The organism is Christiangramia aestuarii (assembly GCF_009735585.1).
In the GTDB taxonomy this organism is placed as follows: Bacteria; Bacteroidota; Bacteroidia; order Flavobacteriales; family Flavobacteriaceae; genus Christiangramia; species Christiangramia aestuarii.
In genome coordinates this window covers 1-1,548 of the sequence record NZ_VJVW01000024.1, presented here as the reverse complement: position 1 = coordinate 1,548, position 1,548 = coordinate 1, and the positions used below count along the sequence as shown (strand labels likewise).

General features: G+C 29.3%; 1 protein-coding gene. It reads left to right on the top strand.

What is annotated here, in order from left to right; all coding sequences use genetic code 11:
* Nucleotides 1-407: 407 nt before the first annotated feature.
* The gene (locus tag FLP08_RS15420; protein WP_156278067.1) at nt 408-779 is read left to right on the top strand and encodes a hypothetical protein; all 372 of its coding nucleotides are present in this window, start codon (nt 408-410) and stop codon (nt 777-779) included.
* Nucleotides 780-1,548: the final 769 nt, after the last annotated feature.

The following is a 1,548-nucleotide window of genomic DNA, read 5'->3' as shown; positions in this document are numbered from 1 at the left end:
CTAATATGGGGAATAATATTTATTACAATTTTAATCCTTGGAATTATTTCAACAATTAGAGTTCAAAATAAAATTATTAGAAAGCTTTTTATTATTAACCTTTCATTAATCGGTTTAAATATTATTCAAGGTTTTTTCTGATACTAAACTTTAAAAATTTAAAAAATATCTTCCAGCATGAATATAGAACTAAAAAACGCGCAACAACAACGGTTAATCGCCAATAAGCGGCAGCCTTAGAAAGAAAATAATTAACTTGACCAACAAACCAATATTAAGCCGACAAATCCGCGTCCCATACTCCGCCAACTGGCGATAACCGAGACCGTTGTAGCGCATTTTTATAAGATGATATCGGTTTTAAATTTGATAATTTTACAATAATATTACCAGGAATATAAAAATATATGGATGAGGATTTACCAGCGGATTTTTTATTTGGATGCAGGAATCTTTACCTAATGTCAATTCATCCATTTGATTTTGATAAAATAGATTCAAAAGAGTATCAAGGAATTATTGCTGTAGCCAAAAAACACATAACAAAATTTGGAGTAACAAATTTTGCAGGATTTACGGCAGAGTCACAATATAGAGTATATGTTTGGGCAGCATATTTAACTCTCAAATTAGAAAATAACAATCCAGCAATACTTTCATTTTTAAATAAAGGAATTACCATAAAAGAACATTGCACAGAAGTAGTTTCCCGTAGAGAAATACCTCCATTAACTGACAGAATAAATCAAAATAAAAAAGATTTTATTTCTAACTTATAAATCCTTCAAGTCTATGGTAACTGTAGAAATAAAAAACTTAAGAATTTTACATCTGATTTTCCTATCGATAATTAGTACTGCAATTTTAGCCATTACTATTAATGAAATATTTCTAACAGAACCCAATTTAAATGTTAGCAATCCTGATCAAAGTGGCTTAGAATCTGGATTCAAATTTTTAGTTTATATAATTCTGCTGCCAATAGGATCAATTAGTGCAATAATCTCTATAATTGACCTTCTCCTTGAGAAAAATAGAATTAGCTTGATAAACATAATTTTGGCCAGCTTAATAATTCTAATTTCATTTTACTACAAATAAAAACGCGCAACAACAACGGTTCATCGCCAATAAGCGGCAGCGTTAGAAAGAAAATAATTAACTTGACCAACAAACCAATACTAAACCGACAAATCCGCGTCCCTAACTCCGCCAACTGGCGATAACCGAGACCGTTGGCAATAATGCTAAAATGATTTATCAGTAAAATAAATTTCCCCCTTTATCATAAAAATTAATTAAAAAGTGTTTAATTATATTTATCCTATCCATAAAACAATCCCTAGGTTCAAAATCAATAATTTTAAAAAATAATTAAATGATAAAAAAGTTTTTAAAAGCTCAACATTGGCAAATTTTTATCTTAGTTTTTGCCCTACCATTTTTCCTGCAAATTTTAATTACTATTTCATTATTCAGTAGTTTCAATGAAGGAAGTGCTCCAGATCCATCCTTCTTAAATTGGTTTAAACTATTCCCTTTGATCAT

Coding starts and splice junctions, on each gene's coding strand:
- FLP08_RS15420 (WP_156278067.1), top strand. CDS start 408: ATGGATGAGGATTTACCAGCGGATTTTTTATTTGGATGCAGGAATCTT.